Raw genomic sequence first — 25795 nt, forward strand, 5'->3', positions numbered from 1 at the left:
AAGCATGGTAGAGAATGTGGCACGGCTAACCCCGACTCCCAGGATGACGCCATTCATTGAGGTGAGCGGCCTGGAGAAACGTTACGACACCCGTAACGGTCCGATCAATGCAATCGAAAAGGTCTCGTTCAGCGTCAGCAAGGGCGAGTTCATTTCCATAGTCGGCCCTTCCGGCTGCGGCAAGAGCACATTGATGAAAATGATCGGCAAGCTCTTGCAGCCGACCAGCGGCTCGATCCGGTTCCACGGTTTGCCCGCCGGCGCCGACAGTCCCGATCTCGGCATGGTGTTCCAGGATGCGGTGCTGCTGCCATGGCGCACCGTGTTCCAGAACGTCTGTCTGCCGATCGAGGTCATGGGCCTGGAGCGCGCCAAGTACGAGCGGCGTGCCCGCGAGCTGATCGAGCTGGTCGGGCTCAAGGGGTTCGAGAACAAGTACCCGTCCGAGCTGTCCGGCGGCATGCAGCAGCGCACCTCGATCGCCCGCGCGCTGGTCAGCGATCCGTCGCTGTTGCTGATGGACGAGCCATTCGGTGCGCTCGATGCCTTGACGCGCGAAACCATGACCCAGGAACTGCAGCGCATCTGGATGGAGAGCAAGAAGACGGTGCTTTTCATTACCCACTCGATCCCCGAATCGGTGCTGCTGTCGGACCGCGTGGTGGTGATGTCGGCCCGGCCGTCGAAGGTGCAGGAAATTATCGACATCGACTTGCCGCGTCCGCGCCAGCTGACCGATACCACTTCGGCGGCTTTCGGAAAATATGTTTCCCACATCCGCGGCCTGTTGTCCGCTACTACGGAGTTATAAACACCATGAGCCAGGTCATATCAGCAACCATTACTCCTGTGCGCCGTCTGCCCCGTTTCGACACCGGCAGCGTACTTTCCGTCGTTGTGGCCGTGGTGCTGCTGGGCGGCTGGGAATACTGCGTCCGGGCCGGCGTTATCCCCGGCTACCTGCTGCCCTCGCCGTCCAAGGTCGTCATGCAGCTGTACGCCGACCTGATGCATGAAAGCGTGCGCGTTGACATCTACTACACGCTGGCCGAAATCCTGCTGGGCTTTGCGCTGGCCACCGTGCTCGGCCTGCTGTTCGGCGCCGCGATCGCGCTGATCCCGATCGCCGACAAGATCCTGTCGCCCTACATCACCTGCCTGCAGACGATTCCAAAACCGGCGATCGCGCCGCTGCTGATCATCTGGTTCGGCTTCGGCATCAGCTCCAAGGTCGTCATCGTGGCGCTGATCGCTTTCTATCCGATCGTGGTGAATGCGGTGGTCGGCTTTCGCGGTTCTGACCCGCGCCAGATTCTGCTGATGCGCGTGATGAAAGCCTCGCGCTGGCAAATCTTCCGCATGGTGCAGTTGCCCAATGCGCTGCCTTACCTGATGGCCGGGCTGCAGATCGCCATGGTGTTTTCGGTGATCGGCGCAATCGTCGGCGAATTCCTCGGCGCTTCCCGTGGCTTGGGCGCGTTGATCATCCAGCGCCAGGCGGCAATGGATGTGGCGGGCGTGTTCTCGGTGCTGGTGGTGTTGTCGACGGTGGGCATCGTATTAAGCGTGATCATCAAGGCACTGTCCAAGAAATTGGTGTTCTGGGGGCCGGCAGAAGAAATTCGCGGCGTGTGACATTGATTTGAACCTGATTCAAAACTAATAACGGAGACGACATGAACAAGATTCTCAATCGCAGCATCAAGAAAGTAACAGCCGCTTCGGTAGCTATCACGTTCGCTTTTGCAGCCGGCGCCGTGCAAGCCCAGACCAAGCTCACGGTGCAAGGCGGCGCGCCGGTGCCGACCTATACTCTGCTTGGCCTGTACGTCGGCCAGCAGCTCGGCTATTTCAAGGCCGAAGGAATCGACCTGGAAATTCGTAATACCGCTAACGCCTCGACCGCTGTGCAGCTGATGGCGTCCAATAATGCAGACATTGCCCTGGCCACGGTCGAGCCGCTGCTGCTCGGTCAGGAAAATGGTGTCAAGGCCAAGGCATTCCTGCTAAACCACAAGACCCTGATGTACAACATTGCGGTGCCCAAGGGCTCAAACATCACGTCGCCGGCAAACCTCAAGGGCGTGAAGATCGGCGTCAGCAATCTCGGCAGCGCGTCGCTTACCGTGGCCAAATCGATATTGCTGAGTGCAGGCGTCACGCCGACCGCCGATACCTTTGTGCCGGTCGGCGTGGGCGACCAGGCATTGACCGCGCTGCGCAGCGGCAAAGTGCAGGCACTGGCGATGTGGGATGTGATGTACGCGGCGATGGAGCGCAATGGCCAGCAGTTCACTTACTTCAACCATCCAACCCTTGGCACCTTCGGCAATCTGGCCTCGATGGCATCGGACGCCACCATCGCGACCAAGCAGAAAGCCCTGTGCGGTTATGGGCGGGCGCTGGCCAAGAGCTCATTGTTCGCCGCTGAGAACCCGGAAGCCGCCCTGCAATTGTATTGGGACTTCAATCCGGCTGCCCGTGTCCCAGCCAACAATCCCGAGGAAATCAAAAAGGCAGTCGCCGAATTGAAATACATCGCTGATATCTTCAACGTAGGCTTTGGCCCCGGCGAAAAATATGGCGTGATCGATGAGGAAAAATTCAAGCAATACGCCGAGCTGCTGTACAAGGATAAAGGGACACCGGAAAAAACCCCGGCCGTTTCCAGCGTGGCAACCTCGGCGCTGACGGCTTGCATCAATGAGTTCGACCGCGCAGCGGTGCGCAAGGCCGCTAAAGAGTGGAAAAAGTGATTGCCTGGAGAACCTTATGAAAAAGATTAAATGCGCGCTGATCGGCTCCGGCAACATCGGCACCGATCTGATTTACAAGCTCAAGCGCAGCCCGCTGCTGGAGCCGGTGTGGATGGTCGGCATCGACGCCGAATCGGAAGGGCTCAAGCGGGCTCGCGAGATGGGCTTAAAAACCACCGCTGCCGGGATCGAGGGATTGCTGCCGCACGTGCAGGAAGACGGCATTCAGATCGCTTTCGACGCGACTTCGGCTTATGTGCACGCCGAGAACTCACGCAAGCTCAATGCGCTGGGCGTGCTGATGATCGACCTTACGCCAGCCGCCATTGGCCCGCTGTGTATCCCGCCAGTGAACCTGCGCGAACACGCCGGCAAAGGCGAAATGAACGTCAACATGATTTCCTGTGCCGGGCAGGCGACCATCCCGATGGTCTACGCAGTGTCCAGCATCCAATCCGTGAGCTACGGTGAAATCATCGCCAGCCTGGCCTCCCTGTCGATCGGCCCGGGAACACGCAAGAACCTCGACGAGTTCACCTATACCACCTCGAACGCTATCGAAAAAATCGGCGGCGCCAAGCTGGGCAAGGCCATGGCCATTATCAACCCGGCTGAGCCGCCGATGGTCATGCGGAACACGATCTACTGCGAAACCGATGAGCTGCCCGACCAGGAAGCCATCACCAGGTCGGTGAAAGCCATGATCGCCGAAGTGCAGAAATATGTGCCGGGTTACCGGCTGGTGAACGGCCCCGTGTTCGACGGTCATCAGGTCTCGATATATCTGGAGGTGAAGGGCTTGGGAGATTTTCTGCCCGCCTATGCGGGCAACCTCGACATCATGACCGCCGCTGCGACCCGTACCGCTGAAATGTTTGCCGAAGAGATGAATGCCGGACGTTTCAAGGCCCAATCGAAAACAATGGAGACGGTATGATGTCCCTTAAAGGAAGAAAAGTCATGTTGCATGACATGTGCCTGCGCGACGGCATGCATGCAAAGCGTCATCAGATGACGCTGGACGAGATGGTGCGCGTCGCGACCGCGCTGGACGATGCCGGCGTGCCCCTGATTCAAGTCACGCATGGCGATGGATTGGGCGGCTCATCGCTGAACTACGGCCGGTCACGTCACACCAATGAAGAATACCTGAACGCGGTCATCCCCAAACTCAAACGCGCCAAGGTATCCGTCTTGCTGGTGCCGGGCCTGGGTACGATGGACCAGTTGCGCTCGGCGCGCGAGTGTGGCGTGCATAGCGTTCATGTGGCAACCCACTGTACCGAAGCCGACGTCGCCGAGCAGCACATCGCCTACGCCCGCGGCATGGGGATGGACACCACTGGGTTCCTGATGATGTCGCATCTGAATTCGCCGGAAGGGTTGCTGAAGCAAGGCTTGCAGATGGAATCCTATGGCGCCAACTGCGTCTACGTGACCGACTCGGCCGGCTACATGCTGCCGGAAGACGTGCGCGCCCGCATCGGCCTGCTGCGCAATGCGCTGGATCCCAAGACCCAGTTGGGCTTCCACGGCCATCATAACCTCGGCATGGGAATCGCCAATTCCATCGCCGCCATCGAAGCCGGCGCCAACCGCATCGACGGCTCGGTGGGCGGCCTTGGCGCCGGCGCCGGCAACACCCCGCTGGAAGTGTTTGCCGCAGTATGCGAACGCATGGGTATCCAGACCGGCGTCGACCTGTTCAAGATGATGGATGTGGCCGAAGACGTGATCCTGCCGCTGATGGACCAGCTGGTGCGGGTCGACCGCGAGTCGCTGACCATCGGTTACGCCGGCGTGTATTCGACCTTCCTGCTGTTCGCGCGCCGCGCTGCCGCGAAATACGGCGTGTCGGCACGTGAAATCCTGATCGAGCTCGGCAAGAAAAAGCTGATCGGCGGCCAGGAAGACATGATCGAAGACACCGCGATGACCATGGCCAAGGAACGCGGCCTGCTCCCGAGCTGAACGCTTTCACAGGAACTGGCCATGTCAATATTTAAAGAATTAGCAGTCGTTGTCGGCGCCACCGGATCATTCGGCACGGAGATCGTTGCATCCCTCACAGCCGCAGGGCTCGGCGTCATTGCCGTAGCGAGAACAGCAAGTTCGCTGGCATCGTTGCAGGACCGGTTTGCCAATCTGATTCCTTGCGCGGCCGACATCAGCGACGACAGCGCGATCGAGAAGATTCGCGCCACGCTCGACCGGCCGGTGCGGATGGTGGTGCACGGTCCGGGCGTGGCGGTCGCCGGCGGCATTCTGGCGGCTCCGACTGCGGCGGTAGTCGACTCGGTCAACATCAAGGTGGGCGGCATGTTGCGCCTGACACGGGCAGTCGATGACCGACTGCTGCCACATTCGCGGCTGGTCGCCATTGGCGGCCATTATGGCCTGGAGCCGACGGCTTATGCGGCGGCGGCCGGAATTGCCAATGCCGCCCTGATCAACCTCATGCGCCAGTTAAGCCTGGCCTACGGCGAACGCGGCGTGACGGCTCACCTGATTGCGCCGGGACCTGCCGATACCGAGCGCTTGCATCGCGTCGCAGCCGATCGTGCCGCCAATCGTGGCATCAGTGTCGAACAGGTGTTGACCGAGATGAAAGCGGAGTCGTCCATTAAGGCGTTCACCACGCCGAAGCAAGTCGCCTGGGCAGTGGCCATGCTGCTGGCGGAAGAGGCCGATGCCATGACCGGCGCGACCCTCATGCTCGATGCCGGACGCCGGCGCGGACTGCCTTGATCAGCTGAAAAACGGAGACCTCGCATGCCAGTCGTTAACTTTCATATCGTCGAAGACAAATACACGCCAGGTCAACTGGAATGCCTGCTGCTGGAGTCGAGCAAACTTTATGCGGAAGTCCTGCAGTCGCCAATTGAACGGGTGCGCGCTTTCATTACTCCACATAAACGCTCGCTCTTCGCCGTGGGAGGAAAAATGGTGGCGTACGGCCAAGCCGATGCACCCTATTTCAGCTTCATCGTGCTGGAAGGGCGCTCGCTTGAAGAACGCCACCGATTGATGGCCGGCTTCACCGAGCTGATCGTCAACATCCTGGGCGTCAAGCGTGACCTGGTGCGAGGCAGCTGTACGCCAGTCCATCCGGATAACTGGTGCATTGCCGGCACACCTGCCAGCGTGGTGCGCCTCGCTGAAATTCGGGCGCGCGAAGAGAACGCATCCTGAGCCCGCATTTTCTTTTTCTTAATAATGACTGCAAAGATCATGGATCCCAAAAAAATTGAACAGTACGGAGACGAGCTGTACACGGCCTTCCTGGGTCAGACCACGGTGGCGCCCTTGATTGAACGCGAACCGGACATCACGATCGACGACGCCTACAAGATCCAGCAGCGCATGGTGGATCGCCGGGTCGCCGCCGGCGAAAAAATCGTCGGCAAAAAAATCGGCGTCACCAGCAAGGCGGTGCAGGATTTTCTCGGCGTATTCCAGCCTGACTTCGGCCAGCTCACTTCGGGCATGATTTACCAGGAAGGCGACACCATCGACCTTGGCAAGTTGATCCAGCCAAAAGCGGAAGCCGAACTGGCATTCGTATTGAAAGAGGATTTGAAAGGCCCTGGCATTACCGCAATGGACGTGATTCGCGCGACCGACTATGTCGTGCCCTGCTTCGAGATTGTCGATTCGCGCATCAAGGACTGGAACATCAAGATTCAGGACACTATTGCGGACAATGCTTCTTGCGGCGTCTACGTTCTGGGGAAAACCAAAGGCGATCCGCGCGCACTGGATATCACCATGGCCGGCATGGTGCTGGAAAAAAATGGCGAACTGTTTTCCACCGGGGTCGGCGCCGCGGTGCAGGGGTCGCCTGCCAATGCGGTTGCATGGCTGGCCAATACGCTGGGCGCGCTGGGGATTCCATTCAAGGCGGGGGAAGTGATCCTCTCCGGTTCACAGTCGGCGCTGGTATCGGTCGTCGATGGCGATGAACTCGCATGCACAGTCGGCGGCCTCGGCAGCTGCCATGTCAAATTTGCAGGAAGGAGCGCGGCATGAACGGCACCACATTATCTCGCGAAGAAGTCGTCCGTTTGACCGAGCGCGTCGAGGGCGCACAACTACGCGCCTATGAGATCCCCAAACTGACCGAAGAATATCCGGGCATGACCGTCGCCGATGGCTATGCGGTGCAAAAGGAATTGCGCCAGCGCTCGATTGCCCGCGGCAATCGCTTGATCGGCTGGAAGGTCGGTCTGACTTCGAAAGCCAAGATGGTCCAGATGGGCATTCATGAACCAAGCATCGGCTTTCTGATGAATGACATGGCTTGCCCTGAAAATTCGGCGATCGATATCTCCAAGCTGGTGCATCCGCGCGTCGAATGCGAAGTGGCTTTCGTGACGAAAAAGGCCTTGCAAGGACCGAACTGCACGAAAGAACAGGTGCTTGATGCGACTGACTTTGTATTGCCGGCGATTGAAGTTATCGACTCGCGTTTCAAGGCATTCAAGTTCGACCTGCCCAGCGTCATCGCCGATAACGGTTCCAGCGCGCGCGTGGTCAGTGGCGGCAGGGCGCGCTATCCGCAGGATGTCGATTTGCGCACGCTGGGCGCGGTGATGGAAAAGAATGGCGAGATCGTGTCGCTCGGGGCTTCCGCTGCGGTCCTCGGTCATCCGGCGGAAGCGATCGCCTGCCTTGTCAACATCTTGTATACACAGGGCGAGACCCTGCCTGCAGGAAGTTTCGTGATGAGCGGCGGCATTACCGAAGCGATTCATGTGAAAGCCGGCGACAGCATCATCGCGCGCTTCCAAGACCTGGGCAGTGTCTCGGTGCGTTTTGTCTGAAGGACAGTCGCCATGAAAGTCTTGATCGTCTTCGCGCATAACGAGGAAAAATCCTTCAACACCGCCATGAAAAACCTGGCGGTGGAGCGGTTGCTTGGCAATGGCCATGAAGTGATCGTCTCCGACCTGTATGCGATGAAGTTCAAGGCGGTCGCGGATGGCGACGATTTTCTTGAGCGCGCCAACCCTGACTACCTGGTATATGCCATGGAACAGCGCGTCGCCTATAAAAACGGCACCCTGGCGCCGGACATCATGGCGGAACTGGAGAAGGTGAAGTGGGCAGACCTGATTATCTTCAACTTCCCGATTTACTGGTACTCGATGCCCGCGATCATGAAAGGTTGGGTGGATCGCGTGCTGGTGTCCGGCTACTGCTATGGCGGCATGCGGTTTTATGACCGCGGCGGACTAGCCGGAAAGAAGGCCTTGGTGGCCACCAGCCTGGGCGGGCAGCCGCATATGTTCGAAAAGGATGGCATCCACGGCGAGCTTGAACTGCTGCTCAAGCCTATTTTGCAGGGGACGCTGGCCTATACGGGGATGGCGGTGTTGCCGCCATTCGTGGCATTTCATGTGCCTTATATTTCTGCCGAAGCGCGTGCTGCATATCTGGAAGACTATGCAGCGCGGCTGGACGCGCTGGAGTCTACCGAGGTAATGCGGTTTCCCAGCATGGATGACTTCGACGAAAAGTTGCATCCCAGGGTGGACAAATCTGCTTTGGCTATTTGACACACGCTCCCTCTGTTAAAGAGGGAACCCGGTAGTCAAACGGATATCAAGAAGCGTCAGCGAATGGCGTTTACAGGAAGCGGTCGAGAATCCTGCGGCTATGCTTGTCCAGCGCCTGCATATCGCGCACCAGGAATTGAATCCCGTGGCTGTCGGAAATCAGCAAGCCATTGCTGCCGACGCGACGGATATCCTCTTCGCCCCGCAAAACAAAGGAAGTGGCGCCGCGATCGGTGACGACGCTCCAGGTGCAAGGCGTGGCAAAGCTGGTGACGGACTCGATGCGCGAAACTTCCGGCATGAATTCGCGCCCGGCCAATTCTTCCTCGATCAGGCTGCGGATCGCCGGCGTCAGGTCGGATAAACGGTCGATCCACGCCACTTCGGCGCCATCGCCATTGACCAGCGCGATACCGTCATTGGGCGCCTGGATCGGGAAGGCGCGCACCGGCACCACGCCTTCATGAATGTTGCCATCTTCGCTGGTCAGGAGCAGGCGGCCGAACGGGTTGCGAGTCAAGGTAAAACGGGTGGTAGCCATGGTCTTATTCTCCCTGCAAGGCCATTTCGGCGGCATTCCGGGCTTGCGCCTGGTAGAGGCGATAGTAAGCCCCTTCCATTTCCATCAATTCATCGTGCGGCCCTTCCTCGACCACCTGGCCGCGGTCCAGCACGATCAGGCGATCGGCGCGCTGCAGGGTCGACAAGCGGTGGGCAATCGCAATCGTGGTGCGGCCCTGCACCAGGTTATCGAGCGCCTTCTGGATTTCCTTTTCGGTTTCCGAGTCCACCGACGAGGTCGCTTCATCGAGGATCAGGATGCGCGGGTTGATCAAGAGCGCGCGGGCAATCGAAATGCGCTGGCGCTCGCCGCCCGACAAGCCCTGGCCGCGCTCGCCCACCATCGAGTCGTAACCTTGCGGCAGGCGCAGGATGAATTCATGCGCATGCGCGGCGCGCGCCGCCGCCATGATTTCTTCGCGGGTGGCATCCGGTTTTCCATAGGCGATGTTTTCCGCGATGGTGCCAAAGAACAGGAAGGGTTCCTGCAACACCAGGCCGATATTGCGGCGATAGTCCGACAAGCCATAATTGCGGATATCCACGCCATCGACGCGGATGGCGCCTTCGGCGACATCGTAGAAGCGGCAGATGAGGTTGACCAGCGTACTCTTGCCCGAGCCGCTGTGGCCGACCAGGCCCACCATCTCGCCCGGCTTGATGCTCAAATTGATGCCGCGGTTGACGGCGCGGTTGCCATAGCGGAAACCGACATCGACGATCTCGATGCCGCCCTTGACGTTCTTCCATGGCACCGGGTTGGCCGGCTCCGGCACGCTGGAGACGTGATCCAGGATATCGAAGATGCGCTTGGCCGCCGAAGCCGATTTCTGCGTCACCGAGACGATGCGGCTCATCGAATCCAGCCGGCCGTAGAAGCGGCTGATATAGGCAATAAAAGCAGTCAGCACGCCCACCGTGATATCGCCCTTCGACACTTGCCAGATACCGAAGCCCCACACCACCAGCAAGCCCAGCTCGGTCAACAGCGACACCGTCGGTGAAAACAGCGACCAGGTTTTGTTCAGCCTGTCATTGACGGCGAGGTTATGTTTATTCGCTTCGCGGAAGCGGTTGGCTTCGCGCTGTTCCTGGGCGAAGGCTTTCACCACGCGCACGCCGGGAATGGTATCGGCCAAGACATTGGTCACCTCGCCCCAGACGCGATCGATCTTTTCAAACCCGGTGCGCAGCTTGTCGCGCACCACGTGGATCATCCAGGCGATGATCGGCAAGGGCAGCAAGGTCACGAGCGCCAGCCAGGGGTTGATCGAAAACAGGATCGCCGCCGTCATGGTCAGCATCAGCACATCGGTGGCGAAATCCAGCAAATGCAGCGACAGAAAGACGCAGATGCGGTCACTTTCGCTGCCGATGCGCGAAATCAGGTCGCCGGTACGCTTGCCGCCGAAGTATTCCAGCGACATTCTTAATAAATGTTCGTAGGTCGTGGTGCGCAAGTCGGCGCCGATGCGCTCGGACACCAGCGCCAATATATATGTCTTGGCCCACGACAGTCCCCAGGCCATCAGTGCCGCGCCCAACAGGCCAGCCAGATACAAGCCGACCAGGTGAGGATCGATCTGCTTGCCGTTCTGGTAAGGAATCAGCACGTTATCCATCAGCGGCATGGTGAGATAAGGCGGCACCATGGAAGCTGCCGTGCCCAATAGCGTCAGGAAAAAGCCAAGCAGTAGCTGACCCTTGTAGGGATGGGCAAAGCGCCACAGCCGCAACAGGGTCCAGGTCGACGGCGGCGTGTGAATCACGCGGGTGCACACCGGGCAGACATCCTGGTCCGGGTCGAGCGGCGCCTTGCAGCTTGGGCACGCATTGCCATCGGGTTCGGCCACCGGCTCGCCAGAGACGTGGCTCGCCTGCAACAAATTGAATTGGTCAATCAGCCGGATGGCTTGCAGGTTTTGGCCAAGGGTGAAGCGCCAGGATGCCAGCAAGCCGGTAGCGTCGACCAATTCCAGATGGCCGACGCCGGCATGATCGTGATGATGCAATGCCAAGCCATTACGAAAATGCCAGTTTTTCCACTCGGTTTCGCCCGGCGCCAAGGTCAGCAGGCGCTGCTCGGTCAAGGCCAGCAAGCCTTTTTTGAAGTGAAGGCGCTGGTCGAGGTCAACCTGAACCCATGCGACAACGTTTTCTCCTGGAGCAAGCTGCGTTGCCAGAGGGTTTTGCCATTCGGCTGGAAGGTCGTTGCGGGAAAGATCGGTTACAGGAGATGGGCTTGTCATTCTGGGATTGCTTGCGTAAGTGCCGGCAGTATGCAGTGCAGCAAAGTTAATTCAAGTAAAAAATGAGACAGTGAACGGGCCGACAAAATTCCGGTCAGCACTATAAACGGATGAGGCGGCAACTGGTTGAACCAAAAAGGAAATTTTTCTGCTGAAGGTAAGAGGCATGAAGGTTTGACAACAACGCCCTGGTTTGCCTTCGTTTCAGTGCCAGCAAAGCTACATGCAAAAAATTTTTGCATGTAGCTTAAGCGAAACTTAAAGAAATAGCTAATAATGCGAAGCCAGCGCTGCCTGCATTTACGTAACAATACATGAGCAAACACGACATTCAATTTCTGCGCGTGACCCATCTGCGTGGACCAAACATCTGGACTTACCGTCCCGTCATTGAAGCCTGGGTCGATATCGGCTCTCTCGAAGACTCTCCCTCCAACACCATTCCCGGACTGTACGAGCGCCTGACCACCTGGCTGCCAGGCTTGATCGAGCACCGCTGCGGCGTCGGCACGCGCGGCGGCTTCCTGGAACGGCTGCGCGAAGGCACCTGGGCTGGCCACATTCTCGAGCACTTGACGCTGGAATTGCAAACCATGGCTGGCATGAAGACCGGCTTTGGCAAGGCTCGCGAAACCGGCGTGCGCGGCGTTTATAAAGTCGTGTTCCGCACGCGCCAGGAAGAAGTCGGCCGTGCCGCCCTGTCCGCCGCCCGCGACCTGCTGCTGGCAGCCATCCATGACATGCCGTATGACGTCGGCGCCACGGTCGCGATGCTGACCGACATGGTCGATTCCCTGTGCCTGGGACCCAGCACTTCGCATATCGTCGACGCCGCCACCAACCGCAATATCCCGCATATCCGCCTCACCGACGGCAACCTGGTGCAGCTCGGCTATGGCAATGGCCAGCGCCGCATCTGGACCGCCGAAACCGACCGCACCGGCGCCATCGCCGAAGGCATCGCCAGCGACAAGGATATGACCAAGTCGCTCCTGCAATCCTGTGGCGTGCCGGTGCCGCAAGGCGTCATCGTCACCAGCGCCGAGGAAGCCTGGGACGAAGCGCAGGATATCGGCTTGCCGGTGGTCTTGAAACCGCAGGATGGCAACCATGGCCGCGGCGTCTCGCTCGATTTGAAGACCCGCGAAGAAGTGATCAATGCCTTCGAGCTGGCCGCCAAGGAAGGCGACGGCAATGTCATCGTCGAGCAATTCATCACCGGTAACGAGCACCGCCTGCTGGTGGTCGGCAACCGCGTCGTCGCCGCTGCCCGCGGTGAAACCGCCTCGGTCGTCGGCGACGGCGTGCAGAATGTCACGCAACTGGTGGATAGCCAGTTGAACACCGACCCACGCCGCGGCGACTCGGAAGAATTCCCCTTAAGCCTGATCAAGCCATCCGAATGGGGCGAGATCCTGCTGGAATTGCAGCGCCAGGGCTTGACGCCGGACTCCATCCCGGCCGCCGGGCAAAAGGTGCTGATCCAGCGGAACGGCAACGTCGCCTTCGATGTCACCGATGACGTGCATCCCGAGGTCGCTGCCCGCGCCACGCTGGCGGCACGCATCGTTGGCCTCGACATCGCCGGCATCGACCTGGTGGCAGAAGACATCAGCCGCCCGCTGGAAGCGCAGCGCGGCGCCATCATCGAAGTCAATGCCAGCCCCGGCTTGCTGGCCCATATCAAGCCGGCCAGCGGCAAGCCGCGCGATGTCGGCGCCGCCATCGTCGAGCACTTGTTCGGCACGGAGGAAGATGGCCGCATTCCGGTCATCGGCATCGCCGGCAGCCGCGATACCGCGCTCATCGGCCGCCTGACGGCATGGATGCTGTACGTGGGCGGCCGCCACGCCGGTCTGGCTTCCGGCACGGATGTGTTCATCAATGGCCGCAAGATCCAGCGCGGCGTCTGCACCAGCTTTGAAGCGGGCCAGCGCCTCCTGATCAACCGCGCGATCGAAGCCGCCGTGTTCGATAATAGCGCGCACATGATCCTGGCCGAGGGCCTGCCCTACGACAAATGCCAGGTCGGCGTGGTCACCGATGTGACCGTCACTCCCGAGCTGGCCGAGTTCTATATCCGCGAGCCGCAGCAAGCCTATAACGTCTTGCGTTCCCAGATCGATGTTGTGCTGCCTGAGGGCAGCGCGGTCTTGAATGCCGCCGATCCGCTGGTGGTCGAGATGGCTGATCTGTGCGACGGTAGCGTGCTGTTCTACGCCGTGAATGAAGACACGGCGGCGCTGGCATCCCATCGTAATGAAGGTGGCCGCGTCGTATTCCTGCGCCACGATGAAATCGTGCTGGCGCAAGGCGAAGACGAGCTTGCACAATTGCCGTTGCTGCCGTTTGCCGCCGGCGTGGAGCCGGAATCGGTCGTGGCCGCGGTGGCCACTGCCTGGGCTGCCGGCGTCGAGCCGCAATTGCTCAGTGCCGGTTTGCGCACTTTCGCTTTCCAGGCAGGCAAGGCTGCATAACGAGTAGTCGGGTAGTCAACAAGGCAGCCGCCGCTTATCGAGATATAACAGGAACAATAGGACCTAGTTCAACATGCAAGTTTCACGCATCCGCGCCCTGCGCGGCCCGAATCTCTGGACCCACCATACCGCCATGGAAGCGGTGGTCTCCTGCAGTGAAAGCAAGATTGCCATCAATAGCATTCCCGGTTTCGAGGAACGCTTGCGCGCGCGCTTTCCGCAATTGCCGCCGTTTCAGCCTGCCGGCCGCAACAGCGTCGTCTCGATCGCCCAGGTATTGGAACTGGCCACGCTGGCGCTGCAGGCCGAAGCCGGCTGCCCGGTGACCTTCAGCCGCACTACCGCCACCGTCGAGCCCGGCGTATTCCAGGTCGTGGTGGAATACAGCGAGGAAGCCGTCGGCCGCCTGGCGCTGGAAAAGGCTGAAGAACTGTGCCGCGCTGCCGATGAAGACCGCCCCTTCGACCTCGAAGGCGCGCTCGCCCAGTTGCGCGAACTTGATGAAGATGTGCGTCTCGGCCCCAGCACCGGCTCCATCGTCAATGCCGCGATTGCCCGTAATATCCCATTTCGCCGCATGACCGAAGGCAGCATGGTGATGTTCGGCTGGGGCAGCCGCCAGCGCCGCATCCAGGCGGCCGAGACCGATGCCACCAGCGCGATTGCCGAATCGATTGCGCAAGACAAGGAATTGACCAAGAAACTGCTGGCTGCCGCCGGCGTGCCGGTGCCGCATGGCCGCATCGCTGCGAACGCCCAGGATGCCTGGGAAGCGGCCTGCGAAATCGGCTTGCCGGTGGTGGTGAAACCCAAGGATGGCAACCAGGGCAAGGGCGTGACCGTCAACATCACGACCCGCGAACAGGTGGAGGCAGCGTTTGCCGCCGCCGAGGCCTACCGCGACGATGTCATCGTCGAGCGCTACCTGCCGGGACATGATTTCCGCCTGCTGGTGGTGGGCGACAAGTTGATTGCCGCCGCTCGTCGCGAGCCGCCGCTTGTGATCGGCGATGGCGTGCATACCGTGCGCGAGCTGGTCGAGATCGTCAATAGCGACCCGCGCCGCGGCAGCGGCCATGCCACCTCGCTGACCAAGATCCGTTTCGATGACATCGCCCTGGCGCGCCTGACCGAACAAGGCATGAATGCGGACAGCGTGCCGGCGCGCGGCCAGCGCGTGCTCTTGCGTAACAATGCCAATCTTTCCACCGGCGGCACGGCCACCGATGTGACCGACGATGTCCACCCGGATGTGGCGGCCTGCGCCGTCGCGGCGGCACAGATGGTCGGACTCGATATCTGCGGCGTCGACCTGGTGTGCGAAACCGTGCACAAGCCCATCGAGGACCAGAACGGCGGCATCGTCGAAGTCAATGCCGCGCCGGGCTTGCGCATGCACTTGTCGCCCTCGTACGGCAAGGGCCGCGCAGTGGGCGAAGCCATCGTCAATGACATGTTCCCCGACGGTGACGATGGCCGCATTCCCGTGGTGGCCGTCACCGGCACCAATGGCAAGACCACCACCGTGCGCGTGATCGCCCACATCTTCGGCAAGGATGGCCTGCGTGTCGGCATGACCAATACCGATGGCGTGTACATCGAGGGCCGCCAGATCGATAGCGGCGACTGCAGCGGTCCGCGCAGCGCCCGCAATGTTCTCTTGCATCCCGATGTCGATGCGGCCGTGTTTGAAACCGCGCGCGGCGGCATCCTGCGCGAAGGCCTGGCCTTCGACCGTTGCCAGGTCGGCGTCGTCACCAATATCGGCAGCGGTGACCATCTCGGTCTGAACTACATCACCACCGTCGAAGACCTGGCGGTCCTGAAGCGCGTGATCGTGCAAAACGTCGCCGCCGATGGCATGGCGGTCTTGAATGCCGCCGATCCGATCGTCGCCGGCATGGCCGATATCTGCCGCTGCGCCGTCACTTTCTTTGCTGCCGATGGCCAGCACCCGCTGCTGGCCAAGCATCGCGCCCTGGGCAACCGTGTGGTGTATGTCGACAATGGCGCGCTGGTAGCAGTGGAAGGCAAGTTCGAGCAGCGCATTCCTTTGGCGGAAGTGCCGATTACCGCCAATGGCGCGATCGGCTTCCAGGTTGAGAATGTCATGGCAGCGCTGGCAGCCGCCTGGGGCGCGGGCGCGAGCTGGGATGCCATCCGCAAGGGCTTGGCGACCTTCACCACCGATAGCCACAATGCGCCCGGCCGCTTCAATGTCTTCCATTATCGCGGCGCCACCCTGATCGCCGACTATGGCCATAATCCCGATGCGATCAATGCGCTGGTGCGCGCAGTCGAATCGATGCCGGCCAAGCGCCGCTCGGTCGTCATCAGCGGCGCCGGTGACCGGCGCGATGAGGATATCCGCGAGCAGACCCGCATCCTTGGCAATGCCTTCGATGATGTGGTGCTGTATCAGGATGCCTGCCAGCGCGGGCGCGCCGACGGCGAAGTAATCGCTCTCTTGCGCGAAGGCTTGAAGGGCGCCAAGCGCACCACCTATGTCGAGGAAATCAATGGTGAATTCATCGCCATCGACAGCGCACTGGCGCGCCTGCAGCCGGGTGACTTATGCCTGATCCTGGTCGACCAGGTCCAGGAAGCGCTGGCGCATATCGCCAAGCGCGTTGCCGAAGCCTGATCCTCTTCTTCCGCAAGACCTGCCTGTATCAGGGGGCGCCGGGCAATGCTCCGGCGCCCCCCTTTTCTCCAACGCCATTCCCTGCTGATCACATGCGGCGAACCTTCGGGCGTTGAAACCCGCCATGCGATCCTCATGGATTAATACGTGACTGGCCTGGCTGCCGGTATCGATGCGCCCGATGCATGCGGCGACGTGTCCGCCCGGCGCCGAAGGGCCTACCCAAATGCCATTTTTGAAAGGTCTATTCTTGCGCTAACGTGGCAGGATGATGCCACCCTTGCATCGTAAGGATGTAAGGGCGCAACAGAAATGTTAATAATCTTTACCCGCTTCGCCACCGGCAAAACGATGCTGCTAATATCGACCAACATAAAACGATATAAAAAAATGAGGCGCGGCGCGCCCTGCATCCTTGAGACTGGAAATCCATGGTAAATGTCGACACTCCCAAACTGCTGCGGTCGCTCGCCAAGCTGATCGAAAAGCCGGAGATCAAGGCGCTGCAAGTCTCCCTGGTGCAGACGCTGGAGCAATTGATCGAAGCGGAGGCGATTGCGCTATTCGACATTCGCACGCTCAAGCAGGTCGAATCCGACCATGCCGAGGATTTCCTTATCCGCGTCGGTGTCGACGATACCTTTGAAGACGATGATGCGCCCCTGATTTTGCTGCGCGAAGAGCCGCAGTTCATGGAATGCTATCGCAGTGAGCGCATGGTCGTGACGCGGCGCGAGGATGCGCCCGGCGCGCCGCTGCGCTTCATCCACCCGATTCTCGGGATGAAGAAAGTGAGCGGCTTTTTGGTGATCGATGCGGCGCAGCATATCGAGCGCGACCAGGAGATGGCGGCGATTTTCCTGGGGTTCATTCGTAATTACATGCTGCTGTTGAACGATAACCAGCGCGATCATTTGACGGGACTATTGAATCGCAAATCCTTCGACGACAAGGTCATGAAGATGATCCTGTCGCTCAGTACCGCTAACAAGCGCGACGCCGATAAGGTATGCTACTGCCTGGCCGTCCTCGATATCGATCACTTCAAGCGCGTCAACGATACGTATGGCCATCTCATGGGCGATGAAGTGCTGCTGCACTTTGCCCAGTGCATGAACCAGACCTTCCGCGATTACGATCTCTTATTTCGCGTCGGCGGCGAGGAATTCGTGGTGGTGCTGCGCAATGTCGATGGCGACCGTGCCGCCGCCGTGATGGAGCGCTTCCGCCGCGTGGTGGAAACCCATTACTTCCCGCAAGTGGGCCAGATCACTGCCAGCATCGGCGTGACTTTCATCGGGCCGCACGACTTGCCCGGCCTGGTGATCGACCGTGCCGATCAGGCGCTGTATTACGTCAAGCAGCATGGGCGTAACCAGGTGGCGTTTTACGAGACCCTGGTCGCGCAGGGAGCGCTGCAGCAAAAACAGGTAGAGAGCGACGTCGAGTTGTTCTGACTTTACAATAAACATGCCCTTTTCGATAGAACAAAAATACGCGCTGCTCGAGCGAATTACGCGAGCGGCGAGCTTGTCCTCCCTGCTGGATTTGCTGGGGGAGGAAATCGAACGGCTTGGCCTGGTGGATGGCTATATCGTCAATCTTTTCGACAACGACGGTGAAATCCTCAGTAGCCAAAAGGTTCGCCTGCCTTCCGAATACCGTTATCTGGAAGACACCTATTTCGGTTACAAGGTCTCGCTCAAAGGCGATACGCGCAATACCAATGTGCGGGCATTTCTCACGCGCCGTATCGCCCGCTTGAGCACGCATGAAAGCTCGGAGGATGAGCGCGAGAGCCTGGCGCGCTGGCGCGTGGAAGATTGTGTCGCCTTGCCGCTCATGCTCGAAGGCCAGCCCGAGGCGGCGCCCATCGGCACGCTCATGCTGCTCAAGCAAGGCGGTTCGATCGATGAGCGGATATTCGCCCTCATCGACGAGCTGACGGCATTATTCCTGGCGCCTGTGCGCGCCGCCTGGGCCAGCGCTTACCTGCAGGATTTTCATGACCGTTTCCAGCGTGCCGCCGGCGAGCATGCGCGCGCGCTCGATTTCATTATCGAGATCAACAACCTGACTGCACTCGAAAGTGTCTTTGACAAGTTTGCCGGCGATGTCTTCCGTCAGATTCCTTTCGAATGCATCGGCTTTTTCCTGCTGGAAGACGATCTCCTCAAGAACAAGCGGGTATCGGTTGCCGCGCCGCGCTTCCAAGCCATTGGCGATGCTTGGACGAGTTACCTGCGCGACTGCGATTACGACTTGCATAGCCTGTCGGGTGGCGTCTCGCATGCCTTCCTGAAAAATTCTCCGCTGATGTTCCATGATGCGCAGGAATTGCTGCACCTGCCGATGTCGGAGATGGATAAGCAGGCGCTACGCATCATGCAGACGCCGCGCACCTTGCTGGTGCTGCCGATCCGCTATCAGGGCAAGCCCATCGGCAGCATGGCTTTTTTCAGCCTGACGCAGATCGTCGCCATCCCGACCGCCGACTTGCAATTGCTGGAAAAGCTTGCCGCCTTTCTCGGCACGGCCGTCATCAACTGCAAGAATTTCGCCCTCAACCAAGCGCAAAACGCCGAACTGGAACGCCTGGCCACGCATGACGTGCTCACCGGCTTGCCCAACCGCGCGCTCCTGCGCGACCGCCTGCAACAAGGCATGGCGCGCTGGGCACGGCAGCGCCAGGCAGCCACGATTGCCTTCGTCGATCTCGACCACTTCAAGAATATCAACGATACCCTGGGCCACAGCGCCGGCGACCGCGCCCTGGTGGCCATCACCAACCGCTTGCGCACTTGCCTGCGGCAGAGCGATACCGTGGCGCGCTTCGGCGGCGATGAATTCGTCATCATCCTCGAAGACCTGGATAACAACGGCAACCATGAGCAAGTCCTGCAGCGCGTGCTGGAAGGCTTGTGCGAACCGATCCGCGACCTGGGGCAAGACTTCAGCCTGTCGTGCAGCATCGGCTATTGCCGCTATCCGGATGATGGCGAAGATGCCGATACGCTACTCAATGCCGCCGACGTCGCCATGTACCAGGCCAAGCAACTGGGACGTTCCAATATCCAGTGCTACAGCCCGGACATGCGCGTCAATGCCGGCAAGCGCCTGACGCTCGAAGGCAAGCTGCGCCACGCCGCCGAAAACAATGAACTGGTATTGCATTACCAACCCAAGGCCGATCTCAAGACCGGACGCATCGTCGGCGTCGAAGCGCTGGTGCGTTGGCAGAATCCCGAACTGGGCATGGTGTCGCCCGGCGTGTTCATCCCGATTGCCGAAGAGTCCGGCCTGATCGTGCCGATCGGCGACTGGATTTTGCGCACCGCCTGTACCCAGGCGCTGGCATGGCAGCAGGCGGGCTTCAGTATTCCGGTGGCCGTGAACCTCTCGGCCAAGCAATTCCAGTCACCCGGCATTGCCGCCCGCGTGCGCGACACGCTGAATGCCACCGGGCTCGATCCGCATTATCTGGAACTGGAACTCACCGAAAGCATGTCGATGGGGAATCCGGAAAAGAGTATCGAGATCATGCAAAGCTTCAAGGCGCTCGGCATCACGCTGACCATCGATGATTTCGGCACCGGCTACTCCAACCTCAGTTACCTGCAGCGCTTCCCGCTGGATAAGCTGAAACTGGATCAATCGTTTGTCCGCGACATGGCCGATAGTCCGGAAGCGCTGGCGATCTCTCAAGCGGTGCTTGGCGTGGCCCACAGCCTGCGCCTGAAAGTCGTTGCCGAAGGCGTGGAAACGGCCGAGCAATTGCAATTACTGATGGATAATCATTGCGATGAAATGCAGGGGTATTACTTCAGCCGTCCTTTGCCGGCTGAACAATGCACGCAATTTCTTCAGCAAAAACAGCAGCTTTCGCTAGCGCCCGTTTCGCCTTCCAAGGTACCGACGCCCGTCTGACGGCTCTTTTCCATTTCTTCTTGTCGCTGCATTTCCGCCCGCGCGGAGGCCAGCGACCGCCTTCGCGCTGGCCACTTCGGCCTTCCTCGCATTTCCCTGCCACTCTGGCAAACCTTTGGCGCATCATGCAGCCTAAGCAAACATGGGCTAAAATAAAACCAAGCTATTGATTTAAAGAGATGTGATTGATTATGTCTATCGTGTTGATGGATATTATTCATTTCACAGCAGAAGCGATAGTCGATAAGATTCACTCATGCAGTTTTGATTAACCAACAGAGGAGTTAAGCAATGTCCCAGATTAATACCCAGGTAAAGCCATTTAATGCAACCGCTTACCACAATGGCAAGTTTGTACCGGTCTCTGATGCTGATCTGAAAGGCAAGTGGTCCGTGTTTTTCTTCTACCCGGCCGATTTCACCTTCGTCTGCCCGACCGAACTGGGTGACTTGGCTGACAACTACGAAGAATTCAAGAAGCTGGGCGTGGAAATCTATTCGGTCTCGACCGACACCCACTTCACCCACAAGGCATGGCACGACACTTCGGAAACCATCAAGAAGATCCAGTATCCGATGATTGGTGACCCGACCGGCGCCATCTCGCGCAACTTCGACGTCATGATCGAAGCCGACGGCCTGGCCGATCGCGGCACCTTCGTGATCGACCCGGAAGGCAAGATCCAGCTGGTGGAAATCACTGCCGGCGGCATCGGCCGCGACGCTTCCGAGCTGCTGCGCAAGATCAAGGCAGCCCAGTACGTGGCAGCACACCCGGGTGAAGTTTGCCCGGCCAAGTGGAAGGAAGGCGAGAAGACCCTGGCACCGTCGCTCGACCTCGTCGGCAAGATCTAAACAGGCGCGGCGCGCCACGCATCATCCAGGCGCGCCTTTCTTGCCGCACTTGCCGGAAACGATTCAGTTTCCGGCAGGTCCACCCCCAGATTAGCCTGTTTTAACAATCGAATTCCGGGAGCCACAAGCTCATCCGGCGGTGGTTTTGCACCCTAAAAAAAAGCAAACGACACATCATAGAAAGCGAGCACATCATGCTGGACGCCAACCTGAAGACCCAATTGAAAGCCTACCTCGAAAAGGTCACGCACCAGATCGAGATCACCGCCAACCTGGATGGCAGCGACGCGTCGCAGGAAATGCAAGGCCTGCTGAACGATATCGCCGAACTGTCCGACAAGATCACGCTGAAGGAAACCAGCGAAGCCGACGTGCGCGCGCCCTCGTTTGCGCTCAACCGCGCCGGCAGTAACATGGGAATCCGCTTTGCCGGCATCCCGATGGGCCACGAATTCACCTCGCTGGTGCTGGCGCTGCTGCAGGTCGGCGGCCATCCGCCGAAGGTTAGCGCCGACGTGATCGAACAGATCAAGAATATCCAGGGGCAATTCAACTTCGAGACTTATATCTCGCTGTCTTGCCAGAATTGCCCGGACGTGGTGCAGGCATTGAACCTGATGGCCATGCTCAACCCGAACATCCGCCACGTCATGATCGATGGCGCGCTGTACCAGGATGAGGTGGAAAAGCGCCAGATCATGGCGGTGCCGACGGTGTACCTGAATGGCGAAGTGTTTGGCCAGGGTCGCATGGACCTGGAACAGATCATCGCCAAGCTGGACACCGGCGCGGCTGCGCGCGAAGCCGAAAAGCTGGCGCAAAAAGGCGTGTTCGATGTGCTGGTGGTCGGCGGTGGCCCCGCCGGCGCGGCAGCGGCGATCTATGCCGCGCGCAAGGGCATCAACACGGGCGTCGTGGCCGAGCGTTTCGGCGGCCAGGTGCTGGATACCATGGCGATCGAGAACTTCATCTCGGTCAAGGAAACCGAAGGGCCGAAGCTGGCAGCAGCGCTGGAACAGCACGTCAAGGAATACGACGTCGATATCATGAACGTGCAGCGTGCCGAGAAGCTCATCCCGGGCAATACCATCGGCGTGCAGCTGGCCAGCGGCGCCACCCTGCAAGCCAAGACGGTGATCCTGGCAACCGGCGCGCGCTGGAGATCGATGAACGTGCCGGGTGAGCAGGAATACCGCAACAAGGGCGTGACCTATTGCCCGCACTGCGACGGTCCGCTATTCAAGGGCAAGCGCGTGGCAGTGATCGGCGGCGGCAATTCCGGTGTCGAAGCAGCGATCGACCTGGCCGGTATCGTCTCGCACGTGACCCTGCTGGAATTCGGCAGCCAGTTGCGCGCCGATGCGGTCTTGCAGCGCAAACTCCATAGCTTGCCGAACGTGACGGTGCTGACCGATGCGCAAACGACCGAGGTGACCGGCGACACCACCAAGGTCAATGGCTTGAACTACACCGATCGCAAGACCGGGCAGTCGCACCGCATCGAGCTCGAAGGCATCTTCGTGCAGATTGGCTTGTTGCCTAACACCGAATGGCTCAAGGGTACGGTGGAGCTGAGCAAGACCGGCGAAATCGTCGTCGATACGCATGGCCGCACTTCGGTGCCGGGCGTGTTCGCCGCCGGTGACGTCACCACGGTGCCGTACAAGCAGATCGTCATCGCCATGGGCGAGGGTTCGAAAGCGGCGCTGTCCGCCTTTGATCACCTGATCCGCACTTCCGCTCCGGCGGAAGAAAAGGCGGCAGCCTAAGCTTCGCCTTTCCTCGTAAGGATAAACGCCGGCTGATGCCGGCGTTTTTTATTGGACGGCTTAATCCCAGCCGCTGCGGTGTTCGCTTTCCCGCGCCGCGATATCCCGCGCGAACATTTCCGCCAGTTCGTCGCGGGCTTGTTTGGCCATCGAAACGAATTGTTCCTGGTCCTTGTAATACGGATAGACCGCCTGCACCGAAGCGAGATTATGCCGGCGGAATTTCATCGCCGCCTGGCGCGCCTGGTAAGCGCCATAGCCGAGCACTTGCAATACCTCGCGTCCCAGGCGCAAGGAGCTTTCAAAGGTTTCCCGCTCGATCAACGTGACGCCGCGATCCATCAAATCGTAATAGTGCGAAATGTTGCGGGCCCGCGCCAGGATCGGCAATGCAGGAAATGCCTGTCTGACCGCATCCACCAGTGCCAGGCTGTCATTGACGTCGTCGATGGCGACCACCAGCGCGCGGGCCTTTGCCGCGCCTGCGGCTTGCAGCAAGTCGAGCCGCGTGGCGTCGCCATAAAACACCTTGAAACCGAACTTGCGCAGCAAATCGATCTGGTCGGGATCATGATCCAGCACCGTCAGCTGAACCTGGTTGGCATGCAAGAGGCGTCCGACGATTTGCCCGAAGCGGCCGAATCCAGCGATGATGACATGGTCTTCATGCTCTTCGATGGCATCGGCCGGACGCTGCTTGGCCGCCTGAAATCGCGGCGCAATCAAGCGGTCGTACAACAGGAGCAACAGCGGCGTCGTCACCATCGATAGCGCCACCACCAGCACCAGCATGGAAGAGATTTCGGCCGTGACGACGCGCGCGGCAGCGGCTGCGGCAAACACCACGAAAGCGAATTCCCCGCCTTGCGACAGCAGCAAGGCAAACAGCAATTGCTGGCCGCGCGGAATGGCAAAGCGCTTCCCCAGAACATACAGGACACCGATCTTGATCGCCAGGAAGGCGATGACGGCAAGAGAAACCAGCAGCGGATGCGCCAGCAGCACGGCAAAATTCACCGACATGCCCACGGCAATGAAAAACAGACCGAGCAGCAAGCCCTTGAATGGCTCGAGGTCAGACTCCAGCGCATGACGGTATTCCGAATCCGCCAGCAGCACGCCGGCCAGGAAAGTGCCCAGCGCCATCGATACGCCCACCGATTGCATCAGCAAGCCGATGCCGATGACCAGCAGCAGGGCAAATGCCGTAAACAATTCGCGCATGCCGGTCTTGGCGATGATCCGCAACAGCGGCCGGATCAGGTAGCGCCCGCCGACGACGAGCGCGACCACCACGCCCAGCACTGCCAGGGCATCCAGCCAGCCGCGCGTGCCGCTCCCTGCCGCCGCGCTTCCGAGGAGCGGCACGATGGCGATCATCGGGATGGCGGCGATATCCTGAAACAGCAGGATGGAAAAGCCGGCCGAGCCTGCCGGTGTGGCCATCAGGTTGCGCTCTTCCAGCGTCGCCAGGGCAATCGCGGTGGAAGACAGCGACAAGCCGAGCGCGGCAATCAGGGCGGTTTTCCAGGACAGGCCGGCCAGCATGGCGGCTGCGCATAATGCCGCCGCCACCAGGCCGACTTGGGCGGTTCCCCAGCCGAAAATCGGTTTGCGCAATGACCAGAGATGTTTCGGGTCGAGTTCCAGCCCGATCAGAAAGAGCAGCAGGACCACGCCGAATTCCGAAAAGTGCAGGATGACTTCGACTTCGCGGATCAATCCCAGGCCGAAGGGGCCGATGGCGATGCCCGCCGCCAGATAGCCGAGCACGGCACCCAGCCCCAGGCGCTTGGCGATCGGCACCGTGATGACCGCGGCGGCCAGGTAGATCAGGGCATTCAATAGCAGCTTGTTTTCCATGTCGCGCCAGCTCCTGTTTATGCTTTCCCCGACCAGTCTTGTTCATCCGTCGGCGAGATGATGAGCGGCTTGCCGCACCACGCCGGATAATCCATCAGGCGCGCTGAATAGCCGTCGATATGCCGGGCGGCGTCGGCGTCGCTCAGGCGATGCGCATCCTGCAGGATGTACGGCGGCAGCCAGCGCATGCCGCACAAGGCGGCGATTTGCTCGAATGGCGGCAACAAGGCGGACAGCTCATAGCCGTGATAGCCGCCCTCCTGGTCGGCCTCTTGCGAGCCACCCGCCGTGGCAACCAGCCAGAAATCCTTGCCATGCAAAGCGGCGCTGCCACGGCCATGCGCCCACCCACTTTCCAGCACGACATCGACCCATTCTTTCAACAGCGACGGCATGCTCGACCACATGACGGGATGCTGGAAAATGATCAGGTCCGCCGCTTGCAGCAAGGCTTGTTCGCGCGGCACGTCGATATCGAAGTCGGGATACATGTCGTACAAGTCATGCACCTCGACATGAGGCAGGGCGCGTGCCGCATGGATCAGCGCCCGGTTGATGCGGGAACGGTGTGGCGCGGGATGCGCGTAGACAACAAGAATGGCGGGGCGAGGGTTCATGATGGGCCCGTTAGCGTCTCGTGTTGGTATTGTAATGACTGCACGGGTGGATGCTTAGCGAAAGCGCATGAGCAAAATCGGTAATAATGATGGCCGGCCAGCTTCAGGCCGCATTGAGAAGGATTGCCCATGACGACTTTGAAAAAAACCATTCTCTATACCGATAGCGACGGCTACGCCAAATTCCGCGAGGAAGATGTGGCGCTCACCGAAGGCACGCCGCAATCCCGCCTGTCGCCGTTGATGCCGTCATCCGGTTTTCAATTGCGCCAGAGCCCGCTCGGCTTTCGCAGCCAATTCCATTGCACCACCGCGCCGCAATGGCTGTTCGTCTTGAGTGGACAGATGGAAATCGGCTTGCAGGATGGCACATCGCGCATCTTCGGCCCGGGCGAGCATTTCTATTCCGCCGACGTGTTGCCCGAAGGCGCAGAGTTCGATCCGAAGGTGCACGGCCACTGGAGCCGGCAAGTCGGCGATACGCCGCTGGTCACCCTGTTCGTGCGCGACTGAACAAGC

22 protein-coding genes are annotated in these 25795 nt (G+C 59.9%); 17 read left to right on the forward strand and 5 right to left on the reverse strand.

All coding sequences use genetic code 11. The annotated features are described in order from the left end of the window. The first annotated feature begins 4 nt into the window (after window positions 1-4). Genes EDC30_RS17195 through EDC30_RS17240 form a run of 10 tightly spaced genes read left to right on the forward strand, consistent with a single transcriptional unit; the run spans window position 5 to window position 8314 of the window. Window positions 5-811 (forward strand): ABC transporter ATP-binding protein, encoded by an 807-nt coding sequence (locus EDC30_RS17195; RefSeq protein WP_243656839.1) that lies wholly within the window; start codon window positions 5-7, stop codon window positions 809-811. A 5-nt stretch (window positions 812-816) separates the two neighbouring features. Beyond that, window positions 817-1635 (forward strand): ABC transporter permease, encoded by an 819-nt coding sequence (locus tag EDC30_RS17200; RefSeq protein ID WP_132260092.1) that lies wholly within the window; start codon window positions 817-819, stop codon window positions 1633-1635. Window positions 1636-1676: 41 nt separating this feature from the next. Beyond that, complete coding sequence (locus tag EDC30_RS17205) at window positions 1677-2756, forward strand: ABC transporter substrate-binding protein (RefSeq protein WP_132260093.1); 1080 nt, start codon at window positions 1677-1679, stop codon at window positions 2754-2756. Between the two features lie 16 nt (window positions 2757-2772). After that, entirely contained in the window at window positions 2773-3693 is a 921-nt protein-coding gene (locus EDC30_RS17210; RefSeq protein WP_132260094.1) for an acetaldehyde dehydrogenase (acetylating), read from the forward strand. Beyond that, complete coding sequence (dmpG, locus tag EDC30_RS17215; RefSeq protein WP_207907322.1) at window positions 3693-4727, forward strand: 4-hydroxy-2-oxovalerate aldolase; 1035 nt, start codon at window positions 3693-3695, stop codon at window positions 4725-4727. Before EDC30_RS17210 ends, dmpG begins: the two co-directional genes overlap by 1 nt. 21 nt (window positions 4728-4748) lie before the next feature. Next, the gene (locus tag EDC30_RS17220) at window positions 4749-5504 is read left to right on the forward strand and encodes an SDR family NAD(P)-dependent oxidoreductase (RefSeq protein WP_132260096.1); all 756 of its coding nucleotides are present in this window, start codon (window positions 4749-4751) and stop codon (window positions 5502-5504) included. Between the two features lie 24 nt (window positions 5505-5528). After that, a complete protein-coding gene (locus tag EDC30_RS17225; RefSeq protein WP_132260097.1) occupies window positions 5529-5948 on the forward strand; it encodes a tautomerase family protein in 420 nt (139 codons plus the stop codon). A gap of 39 nt (window positions 5949-5987) precedes the next feature. Then, window positions 5988-6785 carry a 2-oxopent-4-enoate hydratase gene (dmpE, locus tag EDC30_RS17230; protein ID WP_132260098.1) on the forward strand — a complete coding sequence of 266 codons (798 nt, stop codon included), beginning with the start codon at window positions 5988-5990 and terminating at the stop codon, window positions 6783-6785. Then, window positions 6782-7579 carry a 2-oxo-3-hexenedioate decarboxylase gene (gene dmpH / locus EDC30_RS17235; protein ID WP_132260099.1) on the forward strand — a complete coding sequence of 266 codons (798 nt, stop codon included), beginning with the start codon at window positions 6782-6784 and terminating at the stop codon, window positions 7577-7579. Before dmpE ends, dmpH begins: the two co-directional genes overlap by 4 nt. A gap of 12 nt (window positions 7580-7591) precedes the next feature. Beyond that, window positions 7592-8314: an NAD(P)H-dependent oxidoreductase gene (locus tag EDC30_RS17240; RefSeq protein WP_132260100.1), complete on the forward strand. Its 723-nt coding sequence runs from the start codon at window positions 7592-7594 to the stop codon at window positions 8312-8314. 70 nt (window positions 8315-8384) lie between these two features. Here the strand turns inward: EDC30_RS17240 and EDC30_RS17245 are convergent, their stop codons facing one another. Genes EDC30_RS17245 through EDC30_RS17255 form a run of 3 tightly spaced genes read right to left on the reverse strand, consistent with a single transcriptional unit; the run spans window position 8385 to window position 11450 of the window. Continuing rightward, window positions 8385-8855, reverse strand: a complete 471-nt coding sequence (locus EDC30_RS17245; protein WP_132260101.1) for a cyanophycin metabolism-associated DUF1854 family protein — start codon at window positions 8853-8855, stop codon at window positions 8385-8387. A 4-nt stretch (window positions 8856-8859) separates the two neighbouring features. Then, the gene (locus tag EDC30_RS17250) at window positions 8860-11124 is read right to left on the reverse strand and encodes a cyanophycin metabolism-associated ABC transporter (RefSeq protein ID WP_132260102.1); all 2265 of its coding nucleotides are present in this window, start codon (window positions 11122-11124) and stop codon (window positions 8860-8862) included. Then, complete coding sequence (locus tag EDC30_RS17255; protein ID WP_132260103.1) at window positions 11121-11450, reverse strand: hypothetical protein; 330 nt, start codon at window positions 11448-11450, stop codon at window positions 11121-11123. Before EDC30_RS17255 ends, EDC30_RS17250 begins: the two co-directional genes overlap by 4 nt. Between EDC30_RS17255 and EDC30_RS17260 the strand changes: the two genes are divergently transcribed. The 6 genes from EDC30_RS17260 to ahpF all read left to right on the forward strand — a co-directional run bounded on the left by EDC30_RS17260 (window position 11439) and on the right by ahpF (window position 22796). Then, complete coding sequence (locus tag EDC30_RS17260) at window positions 11439-13601, forward strand: cyanophycin synthetase (protein WP_132260104.1); 2163 nt, start codon at window positions 11439-11441, stop codon at window positions 13599-13601. The two genes, EDC30_RS17255 and EDC30_RS17260, sit on opposite strands and share 12 nt — an antisense overlap. A gap of 73 nt (window positions 13602-13674) precedes the next feature. Next, the gene (gene cphA, locus EDC30_RS17265; RefSeq protein WP_132260105.1) at window positions 13675-16245 is read left to right on the forward strand and encodes a cyanophycin synthetase; all 2571 of its coding nucleotides are present in this window, start codon (window positions 13675-13677) and stop codon (window positions 16243-16245) included. Between the two features lie 431 nt (window positions 16246-16676). Then, on the forward strand, window positions 16677-17702 hold the full coding sequence (locus EDC30_RS17270) for a GGDEF domain-containing protein (protein WP_132260106.1): 1026 nt from the start codon (window positions 16677-16679) through the stop codon (window positions 17700-17702). A 13-nt stretch (window positions 17703-17715) separates the two neighbouring features. Further along, window positions 17716-20172 (forward strand): putative bifunctional diguanylate cyclase/phosphodiesterase, encoded by a 2457-nt coding sequence (locus tag EDC30_RS17275; RefSeq protein ID WP_132260107.1) that lies wholly within the window; start codon window positions 17716-17718, stop codon window positions 20170-20172. A gap of 291 nt (window positions 20173-20463) precedes the next feature. Next, entirely contained in the window at window positions 20464-21027 is a 564-nt protein-coding gene (ahpC, locus tag EDC30_RS17280) for an alkyl hydroperoxide reductase subunit C (RefSeq protein ID WP_132260108.1), read from the forward strand. Window positions 21028-21221: 194 nt separating this feature from the next. Beyond that, the gene (ahpF, locus tag EDC30_RS17285) at window positions 21222-22796 is read left to right on the forward strand and encodes an alkyl hydroperoxide reductase subunit F (protein WP_132260109.1); all 1575 of its coding nucleotides are present in this window, start codon (window positions 21222-21224) and stop codon (window positions 22794-22796) included. A gap of 60 nt (window positions 22797-22856) precedes the next feature. Here the strand turns inward: ahpF and kefC are convergent, their stop codons facing one another. Together kefC and kefF are read right to left on the reverse strand one after the other, a co-directional pair. After that, window positions 22857-24659 carry a glutathione-regulated potassium-efflux system protein KefC gene (gene kefC / locus EDC30_RS17290; RefSeq protein ID WP_132260110.1) on the reverse strand — a complete coding sequence of 601 codons (1803 nt, stop codon included), beginning with the start codon at window positions 24657-24659 and terminating at the stop codon, window positions 22857-22859. Window positions 24660-24676: 17 nt separating this feature from the next. Continuing rightward, on the reverse strand, window positions 24677-25276 hold the full coding sequence (kefF, locus tag EDC30_RS17295; RefSeq protein ID WP_132260111.1) for a glutathione-regulated potassium-efflux system oxidoreductase KefF: 600 nt from the start codon (window positions 25274-25276) through the stop codon (window positions 24677-24679). Between the two features lie 129 nt (window positions 25277-25405). Here kefF and EDC30_RS17300 point away from each other — a divergent pair, with 129 nt between their 5' ends. Next, a complete protein-coding gene (locus EDC30_RS17300) occupies window positions 25406-25789 on the forward strand; it encodes a cupin domain-containing protein (protein WP_132260112.1) in 384 nt (127 codons plus the stop codon). Window positions 25790-25795 lie beyond the last annotated feature (6 nt).

The sequence above is a fragment of the Paucimonas lemoignei genome, assembly GCF_004342585.1.
GTDB lineage: Bacteria > Pseudomonadota > Gammaproteobacteria > Burkholderiales > Burkholderiaceae_D > Paucimonas > Paucimonas lemoignei.

Excerpts from the sequence above, each read along its gene's own strand:
- EDC30_RS17240 (WP_132260100.1), top strand. The coding sequence starts at position 7,592 with ATGAAAGTCTTGATCGTCTTCGCGCATAACGAGGAAAAATCCTTCAAC.
- EDC30_RS17275 (WP_132260107.1), top strand. The coding sequence starts at position 17,716 with ATGCCCTTTTCGATAGAACAAAAATACGCGCTGCTCGAGCGAATTACG.
- kefC (WP_132260110.1), bottom strand. The coding sequence starts at position 24,659 with ATGGAAAACAAGCTGCTATTGAATGCCCTGATCTACCTGGCCGCCGCG.
- EDC30_RS17200 (WP_132260092.1), top strand. The coding sequence starts at position 817 with ATGAGCCAGGTCATATCAGCAACCATTACTCCTGTGCGCCGTCTGCCC.
- dmpE (WP_132260098.1), top strand. The coding sequence starts at position 5,988 with ATGGATCCCAAAAAAATTGAACAGTACGGAGACGAGCTGTACACGGCC.
- cphA (WP_132260105.1), top strand. The coding sequence starts at position 13,675 with ATGCAAGTTTCACGCATCCGCGCCCTGCGCGGCCCGAATCTCTGGACC.
- EDC30_RS17270 (WP_132260106.1), top strand. The coding sequence starts at position 16,677 with ATGGTAAATGTCGACACTCCCAAACTGCTGCGGTCGCTCGCCAAGCTG.
- EDC30_RS17245 (WP_132260101.1), bottom strand. The coding sequence starts at position 8,855 with ATGGCTACCACCCGTTTTACCTTGACTCGCAACCCGTTCGGCCGCCTG.
- EDC30_RS17225 (WP_132260097.1), top strand. The coding sequence starts at position 5,529 with ATGCCAGTCGTTAACTTTCATATCGTCGAAGACAAATACACGCCAGGT.
- EDC30_RS17205 (WP_132260093.1), top strand. The coding sequence starts at position 1,677 with ATGAACAAGATTCTCAATCGCAGCATCAAGAAAGTAACAGCCGCTTCG.
- EDC30_RS17195 (WP_243656839.1), top strand. The coding sequence starts at position 5 with ATGGTAGAGAATGTGGCACGGCTAACCCCGACTCCCAGGATGACGCCA.
- ahpC (WP_132260108.1), top strand. The coding sequence starts at position 20,464 with ATGTCCCAGATTAATACCCAGGTAAAGCCATTTAATGCAACCGCTTAC.
- EDC30_RS17300 (WP_132260112.1), top strand. The coding sequence starts at position 25,406 with ATGACGACTTTGAAAAAAACCATTCTCTATACCGATAGCGACGGCTAC.
- EDC30_RS17220 (WP_132260096.1), top strand. The coding sequence starts at position 4,749 with ATGTCAATATTTAAAGAATTAGCAGTCGTTGTCGGCGCCACCGGATCA.
- dmpH (WP_132260099.1), top strand. The coding sequence starts at position 6,782 with ATGAACGGCACCACATTATCTCGCGAAGAAGTCGTCCGTTTGACCGAG.
- ahpF (WP_132260109.1), top strand. The coding sequence starts at position 21,222 with ATGCTGGACGCCAACCTGAAGACCCAATTGAAAGCCTACCTCGAAAAG.
- EDC30_RS17210 (WP_132260094.1), top strand. The coding sequence starts at position 2,773 with ATGAAAAAGATTAAATGCGCGCTGATCGGCTCCGGCAACATCGGCACC.
- EDC30_RS17250 (WP_132260102.1), bottom strand. The coding sequence starts at position 11,124 with ATGACAAGCCCATCTCCTGTAACCGATCTTTCCCGCAACGACCTTCCA.
- kefF (WP_132260111.1), bottom strand. The coding sequence starts at position 25,276 with ATGAACCCTCGCCCCGCCATTCTTGTTGTCTACGCGCATCCCGCGCCA.
- dmpG (WP_207907322.1), top strand. The coding sequence starts at position 3,693 with ATGTCCCTTAAAGGAAGAAAAGTCATGTTGCATGACATGTGCCTGCGC.
- EDC30_RS17260 (WP_132260104.1), top strand. The coding sequence starts at position 11,439 with ATGAGCAAACACGACATTCAATTTCTGCGCGTGACCCATCTGCGTGGA.